This window comes from Thalassospira sp. ABL2_045, assembly GCF_056161285.1.
In genome coordinates, this window is sequence record NZ_JBSWYV010000001.1 from 785,880 (window position 1) to 805,900 (window position 20,021).

Sequence of the window (20,021 nt, forward strand, 5' to 3'; positions counted from 1 at the left end):
CAGTGCAGTCGTATAAACGCCCTGTCGATAATGCTTTGGATATGCTCCGGTTTTTGTCATTGTTTTGCGCAGGCATAACAGGGACACGCATCAGGGGGCCGGGCTTTGACAGATTTCACCAAGTTGATCACAGAACAGTTTTGCACGTTTGATCCCGACTATATCGCGCAGCAAAAGGCCTATGCCGCAAAGCTCGCACCCTTGCAGGAAAAACTGATCAAAGCCCAGAAAACCGGTAACAGCATGGCGGCATCTGATCAGCAAATGATCGAATGCAAATGGTTGCTGCAATATACCGCCGACTGGAAAACGCTGGATAGCAAGCTTGATGGTTTTGCCAGCTCGCTTGAAAACCCGGATCAGGCATGGGCCGAAAAACAGGTCGCAAGCGATGGCTCCTGGGGGCCGTGCTACGATCAATGGTTCCTGAAAGTCGATGCGATGATTGATGCGGTCAATACCTTGGCCGACGAAGGGCAGGCGCCCGAATATCCGTTCGCATTTATGGCACCAATTGCAACACCCGACAAAATGATTGCCTGGCTTGATGGTCACAAAACATCCCGCATTTTTGCCGATGGTCTTGATCGCCGTGATGCGCTAGGCGCCGTTACCGCAGCACTGTCTCAGATGTGCTTTAAAAGCGAAATCCGCGACTACTTCAAAGCCAATGTGAAGGGCTTTGATCTGAGCGATGATTATATCAACGCCTATAAAACATGGCTTGATGACTGGCAGGACAAGGATAGCGGCTATTGGGGCGGCTGGTTTGATACCCCTGATCAGGGTGTTCTTGAAAGCAGTGATCTCAGCCTGACCTTCCACAATATTTCCTATCAGCACGGCAAGGTCGATCTGTGGACGCAGATTTTCAACACCACGCTTGCGATCCGTGATGATGCCTATCCGTTCGGTTGGCAGCACAATGGTGATTTCAACAACCATAACAATTACGATGTCACCAAGATTTTTGATCTTGGCTGGTCAAAGGTGGATGCCGATACCCAAAATGCCGCGTCCAAAGACATCGCGTTGGTGCTTCATTGGTGTCTGACCAAATCCATGACACCCGATGGTGGTTTCATTGATGATCCGACCTTCTATAACTCGGTCGGGGCGGCCTATTACTACGGCGTCTCGTTCCTCGATCAGGCCGGATATTTCGGCACGACCGCCCCGTTCTGGACCGACAAGCCGTTCCCGGATGGCCCGGCCCTGTGTTGCAAAATCCAGAAAAAGATCAAATCCGAAGGCCTTGATGATGACGAGGCCAAGGCAGCGCTTGAAAAACTCGTCGATGCCTGCGGCAATTGCACCTGACCGGCCAAAATCTTTGAATAATTTGACCTATGTATTGGCGAAACCCGGACCAATGTACTTATATCAATACTAAGAACAACAACACATAACGAGGTTTCGGATGACAGATCGAAAAGACATTGATCTTGCGAAATTGCGCACCCGTTTGGAGGAACGCCGGGCGGAAATTCTGTCGCATTCCACGCATTCAGAAGACTACCGCAAGCCGGTCGAACTTGATCAGCAGGTCGTTGGTCGTCTGTCACGTATGGATGCCCTGCAAAATCAGGAAATGCATCTTGAACAGGAACGTCGCCGCACGGTCGAGTTGGAGCGGATCGAAAAGACCCTCAAACGCATGGATGACGACGAATATGGGCATTGCCACAATTGCGGCGAGCTGATCGAAGCCAAGCGTCTTGAGTTTGATCCGACCACGCCGCTTTGTGTCGACTGTGCCGACCATGTGAGCCACGTCTGACATTCCACCGTAAAGACAGATCCATGAACGCTGCGTGCAGGCTGTTCTGCGCGCAGCATTTTCATTAAAGGCAGGAGCAACGTTTGCCAGCGTTCGGGCAAAAGACGACAGGACAGATTGCAAAAGGCGGCATCTTGTGTGCTGTTTTTGGCTGTCTGACCATGTTGCTTTTGCTTCCCGACGTCGCACGCGCGCAGGGCAGTTGTGCGCCGATCAGCGCACCAAAGGCCTTCCTCGAATTTAACCGCTTAGACCCGATGCTTGATCGCTATCGCTCCATTCGCTGGCTCAATAGCCGTGCCGGGGGTGATTCGCGTTATCTCGTCACCGGACTGACCGAATACGAGGTCAACGCATCCTTTGATATGCGCTTTGAGCCACGCGAAGTCAGTCCCGGGCGTTATTGTCTTGATCCCGTTTTAGTCAATCCGAAGGTCGATGTTGTCAAGCATCTGGTCTATATCCCGGCCGAATTGGAACGTGGTACCTGTGAATATGACGTCGTCTACGCCCACGAAGGTGAACACGTCAAAATCAATCAGGGTATGGAAGATGATATTCGCGTGGCCCTGGATGATTTGGTCAACGATATCGTTGGTAAGGTCGAGGCGATGTTCCCCATGCCCGCTGACAATGTGCCCGGTGCCATGCGTCGGCTTCATTCGGAATATGGGCGCGATTTCAAAAGACGGCTGAATGACATTCGCCGTCGTAGCCGCGAACAGCACAGGAAAATAGATACCCCGCAGGAATATGAAAGACTTTCAAAGGCTTGCGGACCGAATTCTGCTTTTCAAACGGATCTGCAGGATGCGCTTAGATAGCCTATTGGCAATTCTGCGAACAACTGCTTAGTCTTCAAAGCGATCTGAACCGGTGGTGTCCTCAATCCCGGCTACAGCGCGAAGTCCGGCAAGGTTGAGCCCAAAGACATTGCGCGATTTGAATTCCAGCATGTCATGACGTCTGAAATCGGCAATGATCCGGCTGGCCGTTTCGGTGGTGATGCCAAGCATCGCGCCAATATCCTCGCGCCCCGGCAAGGTGCAGGTATCGGTCACGTCATCATGCAAAAACAGGCACAGGCGGGCGACGCGTTCGCGCGCGGTCCCGGTCGACATCTGGGTCAGCCAGTTATCCGATTCCATCACCGCCTGATGCCAGCGGTTCAGCACCTGTTTGTGCAAACGCGGGCTTTCGCTATCAAGCTTTTCAATCACGGCAATGGGAATACGGCACAGCTTGCTGTCCTGAAGCGCTTCGGCGTGATGGGTGAAGCAATCACTGACCAGGGCTTCAAGTCCGATGGTGCCGCCCGGCTTCACCAGGCGAACAACACGCTGATTTCCATCTGGCAGGTAATGCACAAGTTTGATCAGGCCGGACCGCAGGGTATAGATCGATTGCGCCTGATCGCCAGCATTATAAAGCGTGTCACGTTTGGGCAGCGTGATGTCTTCAACCGGCATATGGACGAGTTTGAAGTCCTCGTCCGTCAGATTGTTGAACAAAGCAAATTTCCGCACGCCGCATTCGCGGCACCGCGCAAGTTCGGGTCGGAATGTGTAGCTTGCTGTGTGGTTCACGCTTTTTACCCATGACGTCGGGCTGATCTGGATGGCCGGACCAATCCCGGCAACGGTTGGACCGGAAAGTTGTAGTTCCTCCAATCCACAGCCTAATCTACCGTAGCAGAATGTGAAATCAATGCATAGTCATGCTGATCTGATCGCGACTGTGATCCAGATTGTGATTTCAGTTGGTGGAATCAAGGGTTACCAGACCCTTTTCAATGGCATAGCGCACAAGACCCGCCGAGCTGTCGATATCAAGCTTGCGCTTGATGTTGCGCCGGTGGGTTTCAACGGTCCGCACACTGATATCAAGTTCACGGGCCACATGCTTGTTGCTGGCCCCCTTGGCCAGAAGGCGCAAGACCGTCCGTTCACGCGATGTCAGCGGCACACCATCGCTTTCGATATCTTCACCATCGGTAATGCGATCGAATGTGGAGCTATATGCTTCGCCGCCATTGGCGACGGTTTCAATCGCGCGCACCATGTCGTTCGATGATACGTCTTTAAGGATAAAGCCCTTCGCACCCGCCTGTTGGGCGGTGCGCAGATATTCCGGGTTTTCATGCATCGACAGGATGACGACCTTGGTATCGGGCAGGGTTTCACGGAACTTTTCGGCCGCTTCAAGGCCGTTCATCACCGGCATCGAAATATCCATCAGCACGATGTCGGGCTGCAGATCTCCCGCCATCGTCAGTGCCTCGGCTCCGTTGCCCGCTTCGCCGACAATATTGATATGTTCAAAGCATTCCAGACGCGACCGGATGCCATCCATGACAAGCGCGTGATCGTCGCACAGCAAAATCCGCAATGGCCGATCGGTGGAATAGGTTTCTTTGACAATGGTGGCGTTGGTCATGGATCGAACGGGGTCCTGTCGGGTTGTGCTTTGGCCAGATTAACCGCTGATTGCATCATCGGGTAGGGCATTCTGGCTGTTGGCGGGAATAAATGCAGTGATTTTCGTACCATCATCGGGTTCGGAACGCACCGCAAGCCCGCCGCCATGGAATTCCATGCGTTCGCGCATGTTGCGCAAACCAATGCCGGCACGCGGATCGCGGTTACGGATATAGCGGTTGGTTTCAAACCCCACACCATTATCGGCAATGCGCATGATGATGCTTTGGCCCTCGCGCTTGATCAAGATCTTTACAACCGTCGCATCGGCATGGCGTTCGATATTGGTCAGCGTTTCCTGCAAGACGCGATACAGCGTCGTCTTCTTGCCGATATCAAGCTGCGCGTCGATGTTTTCACATTTCACCTCGATCAGGATGCCCGACCGGTCTTGCAGTTCGGCGCACATGCTCTCAATCGCGGGTTTGAGGCCAAGATCATCAAGCACCGCCGGGCGCAGGTCGCGTGAAATGCGCCGGACCTCATGGATGGCGTCCTGTAATCGTTTGGCTGCCTTTTCCATCGGTTCCATGGCGTTGTCGCGTTTTTGCGTGATGCGCGCAATCGCGGTTTCGACCGCATATTTGACTGACACCAATATCTGGCTGATGCCGTCATGCAGCTCGCGCGATACCCGAAGCCGTTCCTGTTCCTGCACATCCACCACCCGGTGGGTGAGTTCCTTAAGCTTTGAGTCGGCCAGTTTGCGTTCCGAAAGGGTGACAACCGTGCCCGAAATCCCCACCAGCAGAACTGCGAGAATGGTCACGCCAATAATGGAAATGGTGGTTTCGCGGATATGGGTGGAAACCTCCGCCTCGATCTCGGTGACCTGTTCGGCGATATCGTCGATATAAATCCCCGTGCCGATCATCCAGTCCCATTTATCAAGCATCAGGGAATAGGTGATCTTTTCGGTCGGCTCGCCGGTGGAGGGTTTTTCCCAGACGTGGCGCATGAAATCGCCACCCTTTTCCGCATTGAAAATCAGGCCCTGAATGACCGTGTTGCCGTTGATGTCGCGCAGGTTCCAGTATGTCCGCCCCAAGCGCCAGGGTTCTGGCGGGTCAACGAGGGCCGTGCCATCGCGGTCATAGATAAAGAAATAGCCATCCTCACCATAGCTGAGGTCCTCGATGATCGCCTTGACCCGTTCCTTGGACACCGCATCCAGCGGGCTTGCCACGGAATAGATGTGATCGATCGAGGCCATCGCGAGCTCGAGATAGCTTTTAAGCTCGTCTTTCCGGGCCTGCAGGATGTTGCGTTCAAAGGTCCTGATCTCGGCCTCGGCCAGACGTTCGGCCTGGGCAAAGACCAGCCAGGAGATCGCGGAAGCTGCAAGAACCAGCGGCAGGATCGAGAGCAGCAAAAACTTTAGTCGAAGATTGAGCTTCGGCATGGGCGTAACCGTTTCGGGATTTTCAGTTTTTCTGACGGCGGACAATAGCATATTCGCGCCAAAAGTCGCTGAAAGATCGCGGTTTTCCGGTAGCCCGGGTTGAGAAGGGGGGCGTGACCTGTTCCGTATGGTGAAAAGAAACTGGTCGCGATATCCGAAAATTGGTATTACCAATTCATGAGATCATGCTTTGACAGGGAGAGGGCAATGCGCATATACCAGAACCGTCGCCTGCCCACCGGGCGCCGAAAGCTCTGGATGCATTGCACAAGATCTCCGCGTGCCGCATCCCGTATCGCCACAAAAGGTATGGCGTTGCAGGCATCCCCGCACCGCAACGCATTCAAGGACCATATCGTGGCGTTTCACTTGGTTTTGGCAGGCGCGCACAGGCACGTTCCTGCCGGGAAAATGTGGTAGGAGCCCGGTGTCCATGACGCGTTCAGCACCAAAGCGTATCCGTAAACTTCTGGTCGCCAACCGTGGCGAAATTGCGATTCGTGTTCTGCGAGCCGCCAACGAACTTGGCATTCGCACAGTTGCGATTTTCTCTGACGAGGACCGTTTCGCCCTTCACCGTTTCAAGGCTGATGAAAGCTATACGGTGGGTAAGGGCAACAAACCCATTCGCGCCTATCTTGATATCGAAGACATCCTGCGTGTTGCGCGTGATGCCGATGTCGATGCCATCCATCCGGGCTATGGCTTCCTGTCGGAAAACCCCGAATTTGCTGATGCCTGTGCCGAGGCCGGCATTCAGTTCATCGGTCCGGACTCGGACGTCATGCGCACCCTTGGCAACAAGGTCTCTGCGCGTAATCTGGCCGAAAGTGCCGGTGTCCCGGTCATGCCGGCCTCAAGCGCCCTTCCCGAAGATATGGCTGAGGTCACCCGCATTGCCGAGGATATCGGCTATCCCCTGATGCTCAAAGCAAGCTGGGGCGGTGGTGGCCGTGGCATGCGTGTCATTGAAAATGGTAAGGATCTGGCCGGTCAGGTGCTGGCCGCACGCCGCGAAGCCGAGGCCGCCTTTGGCAATGGCGAGGTCTATTTTGAAAAGCTGATCCGCCGTGCGCGCCATGTCGAGGTACAGCTGCTGGGTGATACCCACGGCACCCTTGTGCATCTTTATGAGCGTGACTGTTCGGTTCAGCGCCGAAATCAAAAAGTGGTCGAACGCGCCCCGGCCCCGTACCTTGATGATGACCAGCGCAAGGAAATCTGTGACGCTGCCATTCGTCTGGGCAAGGCCGCCAATTATGTCAATGCCGGCACGGTCGAATTCCTTATGGATGTTGATACATCCAAATTCTATTTCATCGAGGTCAATCCGCGCATTCAGGTCGAACACACCGTCACCGAATGCGTCACCGGCTTTGACCTGGTCAAGGCACAGATCCTGATTGCCCAGGGCGGGCGCATCGGTTTCCCGTCCGAAACCGGCATCCCGTGGCAGGAAAAGATCAAGCTGCGTGACCACGCGCTTCAGTGCCGCATCACCACCGAAAACCCGGAAAACAACTTTGTCCCCGATTACGGGATCATCAAGGTTTACCGTGGGGCCAACGGGTTTGGCATCCGTCTGGATGGCGGTACGGCCTATTCCGGGGCGGTGATCACGCCGTTCTATGACAGTATGCTTGAAAAGGTCACCGCATGGGGCAGCACCCCGCGCGAGGCGGTGGACCGCATGGACCGTGCATTGCGTGAATTTCGAATTCGCGGTGTTGCCACCAACCTGGCCTTCCTTGAAAACCTGATCAACCACCCGAAATTCCGCGCCGGGGAATATACCACCCGCTTCATTGATGAAACGCCCGACCTGTTCAAGTTCGTGCGCCGTCGTGACCGCGCGACCCGCCTGCTGCGCTTCATCGGGGAAGTGGCTGTTAATGGCAACCCGGAAGTCGAAGGTCGGGTGGTGCCGACCAATCTGCATGACCCGGTGATGCCAAAATCAATCGATCTTGGTGAAATCCGTCCGGGTACGAAGCAAAAGCTTGATCAGTTGGGGCCCGAAGGCTTCTCGCGCTGGATGAAGGATCAGGAACGCGTCCTGATGACCGACACCACCATGCGTGATGCCCATCAATCGCTTCTGGCAACCCGCATGCGCACCTATGACATGCTCGAAATTGCGCCCTATTACGCGCATGGTTTGCCGGAACTGTTTTCGATCGAATGCTGGGGTGGGGCGACCTTTGATGTTGCCATGCGCTTCCTTAAGGAAGACCCATGGGATCGTCTGGTCAAGCTGCGCGAACATGTGCCCAATATCCTGACGCAGATGCTGCTGCGTGCGTCTAACGCGGTTGGCTATACGAACTATCCCGACAATGCGGTGGATTACTTCGTCAAGCAGGCCGCCGAACACGGCATGGATGTCTTCCGCGTGTTCGATTCCCTCAACTGGGTTGAAAACATGAAGGTCGCGATGGAATCGGTTCTCAAAACCGACAAGCTCTGCGAAGCGACCATCTGTTATACCGGCGATATCTATGACAAGGACCGCCCGAAATATAACCTTGATTACTATGTGAATATGGCCCGCGAACTGGAATCATCTGGCGCGCATATTCTCGGTCTCAAGGATATGGCGGGTGTGCTTCGTCCGGCGGCGGCGACCGAACTGGTCACAGCGCTGAAGGACACGGTCAATATCCCGATCCATTTCCATACCCACGACACCAGCGGTATCTCGGCGGCAACCGTGATTGCAGCAATCGATGCCGGTGTTGATGCGGTCGATGCGGCGATGGATTCCATGTCGGGTCTGACATCGCAGCCCAACCTTGGATCAATCGCCAACAACTATATCGGTCAGCCGCGCGATCCGGGGCTTAAGACCGAGGCGCTCAAGGAAGTCTCGACCTATTGGGAACAGATCCGTCGTTACTATGCCGGTTTCGAAAGCGACATCCGCAGCGGCACGTCAGACGTTTATGTCCATGAAATGCCGGGCGGCCAGTACACCAACCTGCGTCAACAGGCCCGTGCACTGGGGATCGAGGATCGCTGGCCCGAAGTCTCCAAGGCCTATGCTGCGGTCAACAAGATGTTTGGCGATGTCGTCAAGGTCACGCCAAGTTCCAAGGTCGTTGGTGACATGGCGCTGATGATGGTGACATCGGGTTTGTCTGAGGAAGACGTTCTTGATCCCAAAAAGGACATTACCTTCCCCGACAGTGTCATTTCCTTCTTCCGCGGTGAAATCGGTCAGCCGGTTGGCGGCTTCCCGCCCGCCCTTCAGCGCAAGGTGCTCAAAGGCGGCGAGGCGCTCACAGATCGTCCGGGCAAGTCATTGCCGCCGATTGATTTCGAAGCCACCCGCAAGGAAATCGAGAAAAAGACCCATCGCAACATCAGCGATGCCGAGGTTGCATCCTATGTGATGTATCCCAAGGTGTTCCTTGATTACGCCGAACATCGCAGCCACAACGCCGACGTTTCGGTTCTGCCGACCCCGGTCTTCTTCTACGGGATGAACCAGAACGATGAAATCTCGGTCGATCTGGAAAAGGGCAAAACCCTTGTCATCCGCTACCTGACAACATCAGAAGCCGGCGACGAGGAAGGCAACCGCACCGTGTTCTTCGAACTCAACGGTCAGCCCCGTACCGTCAAGGTCGCCGACAAAACGCTGGCCGGTTCGGGCAAGGCACGACCAAAGGCCGAAGATGGCAACAAACTGCATATCGCGGCCCCGATGCCGGGTCTTGTGGTCGAAGTTCACGTTTCCGAAGGGCAGAAGGTCACGGCGGGCGATGTCATGTGCTCGCTCGAAGCCATGAAAATGGAAACCGCGGTTCACGCGGAAAAGGACGGCACCGTGGCCACAATCCACGCGCCTGCCGGTACACAGGTCGAAGCCAAGGACTTGCTGGTCGAATTGGAGGAGTAACCACCGATGCTTAGGATGCCTGAGCCTGATCAGAACACACTTGCCCGTCGCAAGGACATTATTGCGGCCATGCGCGATATCATCCCGTCACCGGGCGGGGTAATTGTCGATGATGATCAGCTCAGGCCCTATGAATGCGACGGGCTGATGGCGTATCGCCAACTGCCGATGATTGTTGTGTTGCCTGAAAACACACAACAGGTCGCAGACATCCTGAAATATTGTCATACCAATAAAGTCCGTGTCGTTCCGCGCGGTGCAGGCACCGGTTTGTCCGGTGGGGCACTTCCGATGGCCGATGCGATTACCATTAGTATGATGAAATTCAATCGCGTGCTCGACATCGATTGGGACAACCGGGCGGCTGTCGTGCAGCCCGGTGTCACTAACCTCGGCATCACGCGCGCGGTCGAACACGAAGGTTTCTATTACGCCCCCGATCCCTCAAGCCAGATTGCGTGTTCGATCGGTGGCAACATCGCCGAAAACTCCGGCGGGGTGCATTGCCTGAAATATGGCCTTACCACGAACAATGTGCTCGGTGTCGAGATGGTCACCATCGAAGGTGACATCCTGCGCATCGGCGGCAAGGGCCTTGATCAAGCGGGTTATGACCTGCTGGGCATCGTCACCGGATCCGAAGGACTGCTTGGCATCGTGACCGAGGTCACCGTGCGCATCCTGCGCAAACCCGAAACCGCACGTGCATTGTTGCTCGGCTTTAATTCATCCGAAGAAGGCGGTAATTGCGTTGCGGCCATCATTGCCGCCGGGATCATTCCGGGCGGTCTTGAAATGATGGATGCCCCGGCGATCAAGGCGACCGAGGAATTCGTTCAGGCCGGCTACCCGCTGGATGTCGAAGCGCTCCTTTTGGTCGAACTGGATGGCCCGCAGGTCGAAGTCGATTACCTGATTGATCGGGTCGGCAAGATTGCCAAGGATTGCGGTGCGGTTTATTCGCGCATTTCCGAGAACGAAGAAGAACGCCTGCTGTTCTGGTCGGGCCGCAAAAATGCCTTCCCGGCGATTGGCCGTATTTCCCCCGATTACATGTGCATGGATGGCACCATCCCGCGTGGTCGACTGTCCGAAGTGCTGACTGGCATGCAAAACCTCTCGAAACAGCATGGGCTGGGTGTTGCCAACGTCTTCCATGCCGGGGATGGCAACTTGCACCCGCTGATCATGTTTGATGCCAACAAACCCGGCGACCTTGAAAAGGCCGAGGCGTTTGGCGCCGATATCCTCAAACTCTGTGTCGAGGTCGGCGGGGTTCTGTCGGGTGAACATGGCATCGGCGTCGAAAAGCGCGACCTGATGGGCGAGATGTTCTCAATCGATGACATGAAGCATCAGGAACGCATCAAGATGGCCTTTGACGAGGACCAGTTGCTCAACCCCGGCAAGGTATTCCCGACCTTGCATGGCTGTGGGGAACTCAAAACCCTGCATGCCAAGGCGGTGGCCGACAAGTTCCCGGATATCCCGCGCTTTTAGGATCAGCGCACGAATAAAAGACCCAAACAAGACAAAACAAAAGGCCTGCCAACCCGCTCCCGCAAATCCGGTTGATCAGGCTCAGGAGAGGAAAAGAGAGAGAGTTATGGTGGACGTACTTTCCCCCACCACGCCGGGCGAGCTGCGCGATGCAGTCAGTTGGGCGCTTGGATCAGAGACCCCGCTTGAAATCATCGGATCGGGCAGCAAACGCGCCTATGGCCACAGCGTTCAGACGAATGCGGTGCTGGATTGCTCCAAACTGTCAGGCATTCTGTTTTATCAGCCCGAAGAACTGGTGATATCTGCGCGCGCCGGAACCCCACTTGCAGAAATCAAGGCGGCCCTGGCCGAGAAAAATCAGCAATTCCATTTCGAACCAGGCAATTTCCCCGCCTTGTTGGATGGCAGTGCCAGTGTTGACGCCGGCACCATCGGCGGGCTGGTGGCGTGCAACATTGCCGGGCCACGCCGGATCAAGGTTGGCTCTGCTCGCGATCATGTTCTGGGGTTCGAAGCCGTGTCTGGCCGGGCAGAGGATTTCAAATCCGGCGGTCGGGTGATGAAAAACGTCACAGGCTTTGATCTTTCCAAACTGATGTCGGGATCGTTCGGCACCCTTGGTGTCATGCACACCGTGACGCTCAAGGTCATGCCAAATGACGAAACATCCGCCACCGTCATTGTTGCTTGTAGCGATCCGCGCGCGGCGGGCAAGGCCATGACACTGGCCATGCGCAGTGAAAACGAAGTTTCGGCCGCGGCCTGGATTGCGCCCGAAGACGCGCCGCATCTTGATGTGCCGCTTGCGGGGGAATATGGCAGCGGTCTTGTGGCGCTCCGCATCGAAGGACCGCAACCCTCTGTCGCATGGCGGGCCGATGCGCTGTGTCGCGCACTGGCTGATTTTGGCGAATGCCACGAAGTCCCGGAAAGTCACAGCCACAGTATCTGGAAGGTCGTCTCCGACGTTGCCCCCTTCGCGGCAGCTGATAACAAAGACAGCATGCTTTGGCGCGTCTCTGTCCCACCGGCAAGCGGGGGTGATGTCTGTGCCCGGCTGATCGAAAAGACCGGCGGACGGGCGATGATGGATTGGGCGGGCGGCCGTGTCTGGTTGCAGGTTTCCGGATCGGACGCTTCTGAGGCGACTGCCATTCGCGATATCGCCGCTGTGGCGGGCGGGCAGGCCGATCTGGTCCGTGCCCCTGGCGAATTGCGCAAAACCATCCCGGTCTTCCATCCCGAAAACCCTGCCCTTGCGCGCATCAATGCCAAGATCAAGGAAAACTTCGATCCGCATGGCATCCTCAATCCCGGGCGGATTGCGCCGTCATCCGCGCTGTCACACAACGGGGAGGGCGCGTAATGCAAACCAACTTCACCGCAGAGCAGCTTGAAAACCCGGCGATTGCCGAAAGCGAACAGATCCTGCGCAAATGCGTGCATTGCGGTTTCTGTACCGCGACCTGCCCGACCTTTGTGACACTGGGTGACGAGCTCGACAGCCCGCGTGGGCGCATCTATCTGATCAAGGACATGCTGGAAAATGACAAACCGGCAACCGAAAAGGTGGTCAAACACCTTGATCGCTGCCTGTCCTGTCTATCCTGCACCAGCACATGTCCGTCCGGTGTTGATTACATGCACCTGATCGACAATGCGCGCGCCCATATCGAAGAAAACTATGAACGCCCGCTTGGCGATCGTTTGCTGCGCAAGCTGCTGTCGATTGTCGTGCCCAATCCGACCCTGTTTCGCATGTCGCTGATTGGGGCGAAATTTGCCGCACCGTTCGCGCGTCTGATGCCCGGCCGGCTCAAGGGCATGGTCAAGATGGGCGCGCGTCACATGCATCCGCCAAGCTGGGTCGACAAACCCCAGGTCATCCCGGCGATTGGCGAACGCAAAGGCCGCGTTGCCATCCTGATTGGCTGTGCCCAGCAGGTGCTGGAAACCGAAATCAACGAATCGACAGTTCGTCTACTCACACGCCTCGGGATCGAGGTGGTGGTTGCCAAGGGCGCTGGTTGTTGCGGATCGCTTGTCCATCACATGGGCAAGGAAGAGCAATCGCATGCCCAGGCCAAGGGCAATATTGATGCCTGGTCGGCTGAAATCGCGGGTGAGGGGCTTGATGCCATCGTCATCACCGCTTCGGGCTGTGGCACGACGATCAAGGATTACGGCCATATGCTGCGCCATGACCCGGCCTATGCCGACAAGGCGGCAACCGTGTCCGGTCTTGCCAAGGATATTACCGAATATCTCGCTGGCCTTGATATTGATGGCGCGGTCTTTGCCGGGGCGACGCATGGGAATCCGCGTGTGGCCTATCATTCCGCCTGTTCGATGCAGCATGGTCAGAAGATCACACGACCGCCGCGCGATCTTCTCAAACAGGCTGGCTTTGAGGTCGCTGAAATCGCCGAAGGCCATCTATGCTGTGGTTCGGCTGGGGTTTATAACCTGCTCCAGCCTGAAATCGCAGGCCAACTTCAGGAACGCAAACGCGGCAATATCCGCGCGACCCAGCCCGATCTGGTCGCCACAGGTAATATCGGCTGCATGGTGCAGATCGAAACCGACGATCTCAAAGTGCTCCATACCGTGCAGTTGCTTGATTGGGCGGCGGGCGGTCCGGTGCCGGAAAAACTGCGCGACCGCATGAAGGCGACCGAAATGGCGGGCTAGGCCACTGTTGCTTCAAAAGCCCAAAACAAAAAAGGACGGCAGGGAAACCTCTGCCGTCCTTTTGGTTTCTGACCATCCGTTTGGGATGGTGCGCCAGATGGCGTCTTATTCTTCTTCGTTACCCAGCAGGCTTTTTACAATGCCCTCAGCGGCCGAGCTTTCGCTGCTGTCTTCGGCATAGGCCGCGGTCTTGTCGCGAATCCACTGAACGGCAGAGGCCTCATCGATATCAACTTTCTGCGCGACCTGGGTCAGAACCGCTTCGATGGCGAGAACGTGGGATGCCACATTGTTCACCGCGACATGAAGATCATCAATATGACGCGATGCGGCTTCGGACATGTCGCCCAGTTCGCCAGACAGCTTTTGGATCAGTTCCTGAATCTCGTCGAGTGAGGCGTTGCTCATTTTTTGCTCCTGCTTGTGCCGACGCGTCATCGCTGCCCGGCTCTTATTGGTCCCTGCTGTCGCAACAGTTGCGTGGAATGGCGCTTATGTAAAGTACTTGCTGGGAAATATCGCCAATTCACGGCATTCGGCAGGCCCAAAATGGCCTGATCGGGCAATTGTTACAGTTTTTGTGACAGTCCGACGTAACACTGGGCCGAATTTGCGTGTTGGAATGAAAATTCAGTGTTTTCAGGTGCGCATGAAAAACAGCTAAGTCATTGATTTTAAATGGGCGAAACAGCGGTTTTTACTGCTCTGATACGTTGTCACATAACGTTAACAAAAGCGACACAATACCGTAAGCACCCAGCGGTAGAGTCCGCCTCGCAGATCGTTGCACCGTTCCGAAGTGGAACAACCATTGGGGAATTTATGATGAAGAAGACTCTTGCTGTTGCGGCGCTTATGAGCGTTGCCGTTGCTGGCGCTGCCGAAGCACGCGACCAGATTCGTATCGTTGGTTCGTCCACCGTTTTCCCGTTTGCAACCGCCGTTGCAGAAGAATTCGGTAAAACCACCTCTTTCAAAACGCCGGTTATTGAATCGACCGGTTCTGGCGGTGGTCTGAAGCTGTTCTGCGCCGGTGTTGGCGAACAGCATCCGGACATCACCAACGCTTCGCGTCGCATCAAGAAGTCCGAAGTTGAAAAATGTGCTGCTAACGGCATTTCGGAAGTTACCGAAGTTAAAGTTGGTTACGACGGTATCGTTCTGTCGAACTCCAACGCTGCCCCGCAGCTCGACCTGACCAAAGAGCAGATCTTCCTTGCTCTTGCTAAAACCGTTCCGTCCAAAGACGGCCAGTCGCTGATCGACAACCCGTACAGCACCTGGGCAGAAATCGATCCGAGCCTTCCGGACGTTAAAATCGAAGTTCTCGGCCCGCCGCCGACCTCCGGTACCCGTGATGCCTTCACCGAGCTGGTACTCGAAGAGGCTTGCGAAAGCTTCCCGGTTATCGCCGCTCTGGAAGAAACCAACGAAGACCAGTTCGACGCAGTTTGCGCTGGCGTTCGTGAAGACGGCGGCTACGTTGAAGCTGGCGAGAACGACAACCTGATCGTTCAGAAACTCGAAGCCAACCACGATGCGCTTGGCATCTTCGGCTTCTCCTTCCTTGACCAGAATGGTGACAAACTCCAGGGCTCCATGATCGCTGGTGTTGCTCCGACCTTCGAAGCAATCTCTGCTGGCGATTACCCGGTTTCCCGTTCGCTGTACTTCTACGTGAAGAACGCGCACGTTGGCACCATCCCGGGCATGAAAGAATACCTGGCTGAATTCACCGCCGACAAAGCATTTGGTGACGAAGGTTACCTTGCTGACCGTGGCCTCATCCCGATGGATGCAGCTGAGCGTGAAGCAGTCCGCAATGCAGCGATGAACCTTTCGCCGCTGAGCATGTAACGCGATCTTTCAACCGGTGGCGGCAACAGTCGCCACCGGTTTCTTTGTTTCTTGCCTTGATTTGTTTATTGTTTCTGTCCTATTGGCCTCACGAACTGATTTCTGCAGGCTCATCTGGCGAACGGATCTAACATAATGTCCCTGTCTTTCCTGTTGCTCGCGATTGCCGCACTTTGTGCGCTGTCCTTTTATTTTGGGCGCCAGCGGGCTGTCGCCATCTCGGGCGGCCGACACAGCAATCTTCACTCGTTGCCGGCACATTACGGGGCGTACACAGCTGCATGGTGCGGACTTCCCGCGCTGGTTTTGCTTTTGATCTGGTACGTTTTTCAGGGTTCGGTGATCGAGGCGCTCATTGTTTCCGAGCTGCCGGCCGAAATCGTCAATGACTCCGGACGTCTGTCGCTGGCGCTGAACAGTATTTCACTGATTGCCGCGGGCAATGGCCAGCATTTGTCTGTTTCGCCGGAAATCGTCGACGCCGGTCGTCGTCTTGGCAATCTGCAGACGATCGCCAATGCGGCACTTGTTGTTTTGGTTCTTTCGGCGGCGACCTTGGGTCTTGCGATGTCGTATCGCAAGATCGAAAAGGAGATGCGCGCGCGCAACAATATTGAACGCATCGCACGCTGGATGATGATTGCCTGCTCGGCGATTGCCATCCTCTCAACGGTTGGTATCGTTTTCTCGCTTCTGTTCGAAGCGCTGCATTTCTTCACCAAGGTCAGTCCGCTCGAATTTATCTTTGGTCTGGAATGGAGCCCGCAAACCGCGATCCGCGCCGACCAGGTTGCATCCGAAGGCGCCTTTGGGGCGATCCCGCTCTTTGTCGGTACTTTGCTGATCACCCTGATCGCGATGTGTGTTGCCGTGCCGATCGGCCTGTTCTCGGCGATCTATATGGGCGAATATGCCTCCCCGAAATTCCGTGCGGTGGCCAAACCCGCACTCGAAATTCTCGCCGGTGTGCCGACCGTTGTGTATGGCTTCTTCGCGGCCCTGACTGTTGCACCCTTCCTGCGCGACAATGGCGCGCTGCTCGGTCTTGATGTCAGCTCGGAGAGTGCGTTGGCCGCCGGTCTGGTCATGGGTGTCATGATCATTCCGTTCGTCTCCTCGCTGTCTGATGACGTGATGTCGCAGGTGCCGAAATCCTTGCGCGATGGCTCTTATGGGCTGGGCGCAACCAAATCCGAAACCATTCGTAACGTGATCTTCCCGGCGGCTTTGCCCGGGATTGTCGGTGCGGTTCTGCTCGCGGTGTCGCGTGCGATTGGTGAAACCATGATTGTTGTGATGGCGGCCGGTCTTGCGGCGAACATGACGGCAAACCCGCTTCAGGCTGTAACAACCGTAACCGTGCAGATCGTGACCCTTCTGGTCGGTGACCAGGAGTTTGACAGTGCCAAAACCCTCTCGGCCTTTGCGTTGGGGCTGGTTCTTTTCCTTGTCACCTTGGGCTTGAACGTATTTGCCCTTAAGGTTGTTCAGAAGTATCGCGAGAAATATGACTGATATGGCATCTCTTATGGAAGACAGAGCTGCGGCCAAGGTGATCTCTGACAATCTGCGCAAGCCGGTTGACTGGGACAGCCCGAAAATCGCCCGCAACATCAAAAAACGCTACGCTGCTGAACGCCGCTTTAAAATGTATGGCCTTGCTGCGATCGGTATCGCGCTTCTGGCCCTGTTCGTTCTGGCATTCTCGATCGGCTCGAAAGGCTACAGCGCCTTTTACCAGACCTATGTCCAGCTCGAAGTGACCTTCGACCCGGCTGTGATCGACCCGGAAGGGACCGGCGATCCGGACGTGATCGGGCGGGCAAACTTTGATGGTCTGATCAAGCAGTCCCTGCGCGAACGCTTCCCGGACGTGACCTCACGCAGCGAGAAACGCAACCTGTATGGCATCGTTTCAGGTGGCGCGTCTTATGATCTGCGCGAACGGGTTCTCGAAAATCCGAGCCTGATCGGGCAGACGCGCACCATCTGGCTGATCTCGGGTGACGATTTCGATATGCTCAACAAGGGCTATATCGACCCGACCGTTGATGAAGGCGACCGTCGCCTCAACGATCAGGAAGTCGGCTGGTATAACGAACTGGTCGAAGCCGGTGCGGTGGAAAAACAGTTCCATGCCCGCTTCTTCACCAGCGGCGATTCCCGCGAACCGGAATTGGCCGGGATCTGGGGCGCTGCGGTTGGCTCGTTCTATACCCTGCTTGTGACCTTGGCGTTGTCCTTCCCGATCGGTGTTCTGGCGGCGGTGTATCTTGAAGAGTTCGCACCGAAGAACCGTTTCACCCAGATTGTTGAGGTCAACATCAACAACCTGGCCGCTGTCCCGTCCATCGTCTTTGGTCTACTGGGTCTTGAGGTGTACCTGAATGTCATGCATCTGCCGCGTTCGGCCCCGGTTGTCGGTGGTCTGACTCTGGCCCTGATGACGCTTCCGACGATCATTATTGCCTCGCGTGCGGCGATCAAGGCGGTGCCGCCGTCGATCCGTCAGGCCGCGTTGGGCCTTGGTGCCTCCCCGGTTCAGACCGTGACCCATCATGTCTTGCCGCTGGCAATGCCGGGCATTCTGACGGGCACAATCATTGGCATGGCCCAGGCATTGGGCGAAACAGCACCGCTTCTGATGATCGGGATGGTCGCCTTTATTGTTGATATCCCGGGCGGGGCACTTGACCCGGCAACGGTTCTGCCGGTCCAGATCTATCTGTGGGCGGACAGCCCGGAACGTGCCTTTGTCGAGAAAACCTCGGCAGCGATTATGGTGTTGCTGGCATTCCTTGTCCTGATGAATGGACTGGCTGTGTATCTGCGCAAAAAATTTGAACGGAAGTGGTAAAATGGCTGCTGTATCCCAGAGCGCAATGACGGCAGAGCCGTCGGTCGAAAAACCGAAAATGACCGCGCGTAACCTTGATCTTTTCTATAGCGACAATCAGGCCCTCTATGAGGTCAACCTCGATATCGCTGAACAACAGGTTACCTCGCTGATTGGCCCGTCGGGCTGTGGTAAATCCACCTTCCTGCGCTGCCTGAACCGAATGAATGACACCATTGACGGTGTCACCATCAAGGGCGAAGTCACCCTTGATGGCCGCGATATCTATGACAAGCGCATCGACGTGGTTCAGCTGCGCGCGCGCATCGGCATGGTGTTCCAGAAACCGAACCCGTTCCCGAAATCGATCTATGACAACGTGGCCTATGGCCCGCGTATTCATGGTCTGGTCAATTCGCGTGACGAGCTTGACGAAATCGTCATGACCTCGCTCGAACGTGCCGGCCTTCTGAAAGAAGTCAAAGATCGCCTGCAGTCGCCGGCAACCGGTCTTTCCGGTGGTCAGCAGCAGCGCCTGTGCATCGCACGTGCGGTCGCCGTCAGCCCGGAAGTCATCCTGATGGATGAGCCGTGCTCGGCGCTTGATCCGATCGCGACCGCCAAGGTCGAGGAACTGATTGACGAGTTGCGCTCGAACTACACGATCGTGATTGTGACCCACTCCATGCAGCAGGCAGCCCGTGTGTCACAGCGCACCGCGTTCTTCCACCTGGGCAAGCTGGTCGAAGTCGGCGAAACCGATCAAATCTTTACCAACCCGAAGGACGAGCGCACCAAGGGTTACATTACCGGCCGCTTCGGTTAAGTGAGCCAGGAGTACGCATAAATGGCTGAAGATCATACCCATATCGTAAGTTCGTTCGACGAGGAACTCACCCGTCTGAACAACATCATCTCGCAAATGGGCGGGCTTGCCGAAAGCCAGCTTATTTCGTCGATCCGCTCGATCGTCAAACGCGATTCCGAGCTGGCCGAAAAAGTCATCCTGTCCGATCAGCGCATCGACGTTCTCGAACAGGAAGTTCAGGACTTTGCTGTTCGTCTGCTCGCCCTGCGTCAGCCGATGGCAGATGACCTGCGTCAGGTCGTGACCGCGCTCAAGCTGTCGAATGATCTCGAACGTATCGGCGATTTGGCCAAAAACATCGCCAAACGCGCCCAGGTCCTGAACCAGATCCCGCCGATCCGCCCGGTTCAGGCGATCCCGAACATGGCCAAGCTGGCCCAGGAAATCATTAAGGATGTCCTGGACGCCTATATCGAAGGCGATGCCGACAAGGCCCACCGTGTTTGGGAACGCGATCAGGAAGTGGACGACATGTACAATTCGCTGTTCCGCGAATTGCTGACCTACATGATGGAAGACCCGCGCAACATCACCGCGTCGACCCATCTATTGTTCATCGCCAAGAATATCGAACGTATTGGCGACCACGCCACCAACATCGCCGAAACGATCTATTACCGGATCAAGGGCGAGGACCTGCCGGGTGTTGACCGGCCAAAAAACGACGCAGCGAACTTCGCTGTTGTCGAACCGAATGAGTGACACT

At 55.8% G+C, this 20,021-nt stretch carries 16 protein-coding genes; 12 read left to right on the forward strand and 4 right to left on the reverse strand.

The window, feature by feature from the left end; translation table 11 throughout:
* Window positions 1–105 precede the first annotated feature (105 nt).
* The 3 genes from ACXAIA_RS03570 (at window position 106) to ACXAIA_RS03580 (ending at window position 2,604) form a co-directional block, all read left to right on the forward strand.
* Window positions 106–1,320 (forward strand): hypothetical protein, encoded by a 1,215-nt coding sequence (locus ACXAIA_RS03570; RefSeq protein WP_475348138.1) that lies wholly within the window; start codon window positions 106–108, stop codon window positions 1,318–1,320.
* Window positions 1,321–1,420: 100 nt separating this feature from the next.
* Complete coding sequence (locus tag ACXAIA_RS03575) at window positions 1,421–1,780, forward strand: TraR/DksA family transcriptional regulator (protein WP_475348139.1); 360 nt, start codon at window positions 1,421–1,423, stop codon at window positions 1,778–1,780.
* A 161-nt stretch (window positions 1,781–1,941) separates the two neighbouring features.
* Window positions 1,942–2,604, forward strand: coding sequence for a hypothetical protein (locus ACXAIA_RS03580; protein ID WP_475348140.1), 663 nt, complete (start codon window positions 1,942–1,944; stop codon window positions 2,602–2,604).
* Window positions 2,605–2,631: 27 nt separating this feature from the next.
* On the opposite strand, the gene ACXAIA_RS03585 is transcribed toward ACXAIA_RS03580, so the two are convergent.
* From ACXAIA_RS03585 to ACXAIA_RS03595, 3 genes are all read right to left on the reverse strand, one after another.
* A complete protein-coding gene (locus ACXAIA_RS03585; RefSeq protein WP_475348141.1) occupies window positions 2,632–3,450 on the reverse strand; it encodes a Crp/Fnr family transcriptional regulator in 819 nt (272 codons plus the stop codon).
* Between the two features lie 85 nt (window positions 3,451–3,535).
* Window positions 3,536–4,216 (reverse strand): response regulator transcription factor, encoded by a 681-nt coding sequence (locus ACXAIA_RS03590; RefSeq protein WP_475348142.1) that lies wholly within the window; start codon window positions 4,214–4,216, stop codon window positions 3,536–3,538.
* Window positions 4,217–4,255: 39 nt separating this feature from the next.
* Complete coding sequence (locus ACXAIA_RS03595; protein ID WP_475348143.1) at window positions 4,256–5,659, reverse strand: cache domain-containing protein; 1,404 nt, start codon at window positions 5,657–5,659, stop codon at window positions 4,256–4,258.
* Between the two features lie 433 nt (window positions 5,660–6,092).
* Between ACXAIA_RS03595 and ACXAIA_RS03600 the strand changes: the two genes are divergently transcribed.
* The 4 genes from ACXAIA_RS03600 to glcF all read left to right on the forward strand — a co-directional run bounded on the left by ACXAIA_RS03600 (window position 6,093) and on the right by glcF (window position 13,754).
* A complete protein-coding gene (locus tag ACXAIA_RS03600) occupies window positions 6,093–9,560 on the forward strand; it encodes a pyruvate carboxylase (protein WP_475348144.1) in 3,468 nt (1,155 codons plus the stop codon).
* 15 nt (window positions 9,561–9,575) lie between these two features.
* Window positions 9,576–11,060: an FAD-linked oxidase C-terminal domain-containing protein gene (locus ACXAIA_RS03605; RefSeq protein WP_475348234.1), complete on the forward strand. Its 1,485-nt coding sequence runs from the start codon at window positions 9,576–9,578 to the stop codon at window positions 11,058–11,060.
* Between the two features lie 106 nt (window positions 11,061–11,166).
* Window positions 11,167–12,429: a glycolate oxidase subunit GlcE gene (gene glcE / locus ACXAIA_RS03610; RefSeq protein WP_475348145.1), complete on the forward strand. Its 1,263-nt coding sequence runs from the start codon at window positions 11,167–11,169 to the stop codon at window positions 12,427–12,429.
* The gene (gene glcF, locus ACXAIA_RS03615; RefSeq protein WP_475348146.1) at window positions 12,429–13,754 is read left to right on the forward strand and encodes a glycolate oxidase subunit GlcF; all 1,326 of its coding nucleotides are present in this window, start codon (window positions 12,429–12,431) and stop codon (window positions 13,752–13,754) included. The genes glcE and glcF overlap by 1 nt, the downstream gene beginning before the upstream one ends.
* A gap of 105 nt (window positions 13,755–13,859) precedes the next feature.
* On the opposite strand, the gene ACXAIA_RS03620 is transcribed toward glcF, so the two are convergent.
* On the reverse strand, window positions 13,860–14,162 hold the full coding sequence (locus tag ACXAIA_RS03620; protein WP_475348147.1) for a hypothetical protein: 303 nt from the start codon (window positions 14,160–14,162) through the stop codon (window positions 13,860–13,862).
* Window positions 14,163–14,576: 414 nt separating this feature from the next.
* On the opposite strand from ACXAIA_RS03620, the gene ACXAIA_RS03625 reads away from it, so the two are divergent.
* The 5 genes from ACXAIA_RS03625 to phoU all read left to right on the forward strand — a co-directional run bounded on the left by ACXAIA_RS03625 (window position 14,577) and on the right by phoU (window position 20,017).
* The gene (locus tag ACXAIA_RS03625) at window positions 14,577–15,611 is read left to right on the forward strand and encodes a PstS family phosphate ABC transporter substrate-binding protein (protein ID WP_475348148.1); all 1,035 of its coding nucleotides are present in this window, start codon (window positions 14,577–14,579) and stop codon (window positions 15,609–15,611) included.
* Window positions 15,612–15,746: 135 nt separating this feature from the next.
* Entirely contained in the window at window positions 15,747–17,126 is a 1,380-nt protein-coding gene (gene pstC, locus ACXAIA_RS03630) for a phosphate ABC transporter permease subunit PstC (RefSeq protein WP_475348149.1), read from the forward strand.
* Window positions 17,119–18,468: a phosphate ABC transporter permease PstA gene (pstA, locus tag ACXAIA_RS03635; protein ID WP_475348150.1), complete on the forward strand. Its 1,350-nt coding sequence runs from the start codon at window positions 17,119–17,121 to the stop codon at window positions 18,466–18,468. The genes pstC and pstA overlap by 8 nt, the downstream gene beginning before the upstream one ends.
* A 1-nt stretch (window position 18,469) precedes the next feature.
* A complete protein-coding gene (gene pstB / locus ACXAIA_RS03640; RefSeq protein ID WP_475348151.1) occupies window positions 18,470–19,273 on the forward strand; it encodes a phosphate ABC transporter ATP-binding protein PstB in 804 nt (267 codons plus the stop codon).
* A 21-nt stretch (window positions 19,274–19,294) separates the two neighbouring features.
* Window positions 19,295–20,017 (forward strand): phosphate signaling complex protein PhoU, encoded by a 723-nt coding sequence (gene phoU, locus ACXAIA_RS03645; RefSeq protein ID WP_475346869.1) that lies wholly within the window; start codon window positions 19,295–19,297, stop codon window positions 20,015–20,017.
* Window positions 20,018–20,021 lie beyond the last annotated feature (4 nt).